Source organism: Synechococcus sp. H70.1 (genome assembly GCF_047502705.1).
Lineage (GTDB): Bacteria > Cyanobacteriota > Cyanobacteriia > Thermostichales > Thermostichaceae > Thermostichus.
On the sequence record NZ_JANSIV010000112.1, the window covers coordinates 1 to 3,792 of the forward strand.

The following is a 3,792-nucleotide window of genomic DNA, read 5'->3' on the forward strand; positions in this document are numbered from 1 at the left end:
TCGCCTAACTCGCCCTCGCCGATATGCTCGTGGCGATCCACGCGCGACCCCAGCGGCTTTTTGGAGTCGTTCAAGTGCCACACCTGCAGGCGCGACAGCCCAATCAAGCGGTCAAATTCCTCCCATACCGCGCGGTAGGTCTCCTCTGTGCGCAGGTCGTACCCCGCCGCGAACAGGTGGCAGGTGTCGGCGCAGATAACCAGCCGCTCGTCGGGCAGCGCGTCCAAGAGACGCGCGAAATGCTCGAACCGATAGCACAGCGCGCTGCCCTGACCCGCCATCGTCTCCATCGCGATGCATACGCCATCGGGCATCTCGGCAAGCAGGTTGCGCAGGCTTTCGATCAGCAGCTGCATGCCCGTCTCGAAGTCGGGATGCGACCCCATGTGGACGACGGCGTAGCGGATGCCGAGTTTCGCGCAGCGGCGCAGTTCCGCCAGGTACGCTTCGTAGGACTTGCGGCGCGTGTCGGGGTCGGGCGAGGCGAGGTTAATCAGGTACGCCGCGTGCGACACCACACAGTGGATGCCTGTCTCCTGCTCCGCTGCCAGCAGTTTCTGCACCTGCTCGTCGGAGACATCGGTCGGTTTCCACTGGCGCGGGCTGGCGGTGAAGATCTGCACGGCGGTGCAGCCCAGTCGTTTGCCTTCGTACACGGCGTTCTGCAGACCGCCTGCGGTAGAGGTGTGTGCGCCGATGAGTCGCTGCATAACGCGGTAGGTTCGGCGCGGGTCAGCCTTTTCCTGCAGGCACGGCTTCGAAGCGCAGGGTGAGGGTGTCGGCGGCGTAGGTGGTCTTTGCGGCGCGGGCAATCAGCACCACGCGCTCGGCACGGCACTGGCGCACCCGCTCCATGAGTTCAATCAGCGTTTCGGGCGAGGTCTCGCCAACGGTTGGGGGCGCGCCCGCCTGCTCCTGTCGGGGCAGGATGCCCGCCTCAATCGCCCGCTCGCGCACCTCTGTCTGCAAAAAGCGCAGCACCTGCTCCAGCGGGCGGCTCTGCGGGCGGCAGTCCAGCGTGATGCGGGCGACCTCCGCGCCCTCGTCGAACACCTTGCGGTTGCGGTACAGGCGCAGCTCGATGGGCACAGGCTCGCCCTGCGCGGCGTTCATAATCGCCACCGCAACGACTGCGACCGAGTCGCCCGACGCGCGGATGTTCTGCTGGATGGCTTCGAGGCTCTCGCTTTCGGTGATTTCGGCTTGCTCGCCGCTGACGAGGCGCACGCGCTTGTCGGGGATGAACGCCGCGCGAGTCTGTCCTGTGGCAGGCACAGCGCCCCGCGCACGCGCTGTGCGATCCGCAAGGGTCAGCAGGTCTTGCAGCCCCTGCCGCACGCGCACCTCACTCCAGCCTGCAGGGAACACCATCCGCGCCAGCTCCTCGCCCAGTTGCACGGCGATGGGGGTCAGCCGAATGTTCGCGAGTTGCGCCAGTTCGCGCGTGGCGCGCTCCAGCTCCTCCAGTTGGCGGCGCAGGGTCGCGGCGCGCTCCAGCAGGTAGGTGTTCTGCGTCTCCAGCTGCGCGTTCGCTTGCGCGAGTTGGCGGTTCTGCGCCTCAAGTTGCTGGTTCTGGGACTGCAGGCGTCGGTTCTCGGAGTCGAGTTTGGCGTTCTCGGAGGCGAGTGCAGCGCCCTGCTCGGCGAACTCGTCGTTTTGGGCGCGCAGCTGCGCTTGCTGTCGCTCCAGCGCGGCGATTTGCACGCGCACGGCTTGGATTTGCTGCTGTAGGGCTTCTCGCGCCCGACGCGCCTGCGCCAACCGCGCTTCCGCCTGGCGCAAAAGTTGCTGGTTCTGGCGCAGTTGCTCGCGCGCCTGCGTCAGTTGCGCCTCCAGTTGGCGTACCTGCTGCAGCCGCGCCTGATACTCGCGCTCCAACGCCTTGAGTTCCTCGCCGAGTCGCTCGCCTGCGCGTTGCAGTTTCGCGTTCGTCGCCTGCAGGTCGGCGTTGCGCGTCTGCAGTTCCTTCAGGCGCGCCTCGTTCTCGCGCAGCTCTATCAGGATACGGTCGCCGCGCGTGATCCATGCGCGGAACGACTCGTTGACCAGCGTCATCCCGACGACGGTGAGGGCGACCGTGAGGCAGCCTGTGAGGGTGGTAATCAGCGTGGCGGTATGGCGCGGGCGGATACCGAACAGACTCAGCCGCTGCTTGCCCAGCCGCCTGCCCAGCCAGTCGCCCGCATACGCCAACGCGCCCCCGAACACTACCAGAAGCGCGAAAATCCCAAGCATCGTCGGGGTCATTCTGTAGGATTGTACCTGAACAACACTCCCCAACATCGCTCAAAACCGTGCTATAATGGCAATCGGAACCCCTTGCGTAGGAGGGCAACCCATGCGAACGGTACATTTCTGGCTGAGTTTGGCAGTTGCAGGGGCGCTTTTGAAGCCCCTGAGCGCCCAGCGGCTCTACTGGCTGGGCACAACAGGCGGCAACAGCTATGCTGCAGGAGTCTCGAACGATGGCTTGACCGTTGTCGGCGAAGCGAACGGCAATGCCGTTGTGTGGGATCGCGCCGCCAATACGATAATCACCGTGTATAACGGCTCCTCAATGATGTCGGGGTGCGACGCCACGGGCGCGATTGCGGTTGGGTTGGTCAATCCTGGCTACTATGCTCACCAAACCCCCTTTATGTGGACTCGGCAGTCGGGCTTTCAGTGGCTGCCCCCGCACCCCGACTTCGGCTGGTGCGCCGACATCACCCCGTCGGGTGCAATCGTCGCTGGCAAAGCACGGTCGCCGTCGGGCGACAATCTGGCGGCGGTTTGGGACTTAACGCAGAACCCGCCTGTGTACCGCACCTATGGCTTTGGGACAAGCAACGGGGAAGCGTATGGCGTTTCTGACGACGGGCGCACCCTCACGGCGTTCCTCAGCAACTATCGTGGCGTCGTGTTCCGACTAAAGCCCGATTTCACAGTGGATTGGCACTACTTCCTCCAGCCTGTTTCGGGGCACTACGGCTGCGTGCCGCGCGAAATCTCCGAAAACGGGAGCGTCGTGGTTGGCAACTCGGGCAATCTCTGGGGCGGGAGTTATTACCCTGCGATGTGGCGCGCGAGCAACAACTGGGTGCCTGAACTGCTGGCGCACTTGGGCGGCAGTGCGGGCGAAGCGTGGGACATTCGCGGGGGCATAATCATCGGCTTTTCCACTACCCCCGGCGGAGAGCGACGCGCCGTGCGCTGGCAACTCGGCACGGCGACCACGCAGGTGGAAGACCTGAACCAGACCTACGCCGCGCTGCTCACAAACGGCTCGGTACTGCGCAGCGCGAACGCCTTCTCGGCGAACGGACGCTTCATCGTCGGCTGGGGTCGCAACGCGGCGACGGGGCGCGACGAAGCCTTCCTGCTGGACTTGCAGGGGTGCGCGTCGGAAAACGGCGATGTGGACGCCAACGGCTGCGTGGATGACGCCGACCTGCTTGCCGTGCTGTTCAACTTCGGCAACACGGGCAATCTGGGACGCGAAGACACCAACTGCGACGGCGTTGTCGACGACGCGGACTTGCTTACCGTGCTGTTCAACTTCGGGAGTGGGTGTTAGCCCTCACCCCCAGCCCCTCTCCCACTGCGTGGGAGAGGGGTGTCGCCCTCACCCCCAGCCCCTCTCTCACTGCGTGGGAGAGGGGAGCCGCGCGCTGACCCGTTTGGAGTGCTGAAGCGTTAGCTTCAGCGTGGGCGGAAGCTTCGCTCCCGCACTCCATAATCCTCCTCTCCCGCCTCGCGGGAGAGGGGAGCCGCGCGCTGACCCGTTTGGAGTGCTGAAGCGTTAGCTTCAGC

3 protein-coding genes are annotated in these 3,792 nt (G+C 65.1%); 1 reads left to right on the top strand and 2 read right to left on the bottom strand.

The features are described 5' to 3' along the window. Together NW827_RS07995 and NW827_RS08000 are read right to left on the bottom strand one after the other, a co-directional pair. On the bottom strand, positions 1–710 hold a 710-nt coding region (locus NW827_RS07995), incomplete at its 3' end, for a deoxyribonuclease IV (protein ID WP_414503541.1). A gap of 22 nt (positions 711–732) precedes the next feature. Continuing rightward, entirely contained in the window at positions 733–2,247 is a 1,515-nt protein-coding gene (locus NW827_RS08000; protein ID WP_414503542.1) for a DUF3084 domain-containing protein, read from the bottom strand. Positions 2,248–2,338: 91 nt separating this feature from the next. On the opposite strand from NW827_RS08000, the gene NW827_RS08005 reads away from it, so the two are divergent. Then, positions 2,339–3,556, top strand: coding sequence for a hypothetical protein (locus NW827_RS08005; protein WP_414503543.1), 1,218 nt, complete (start codon positions 2,339–2,341; stop codon positions 3,554–3,556). Positions 3,557–3,792: the final 236 nt, after the last annotated feature.

Coding starts and splice junctions, on each gene's coding strand:
- NW827_RS08000 (WP_414503542.1), bottom strand. CDS start 2,247: ATGACCCCGACGATGCTTGGGATTTTCGCGCTTCTGGTAGTGTTCGGG.
- NW827_RS08005 (WP_414503543.1), top strand. CDS start 2,339: ATGCGAACGGTACATTTCTGGCTGAGTTTGGCAGTTGCAGGGGCGCTT.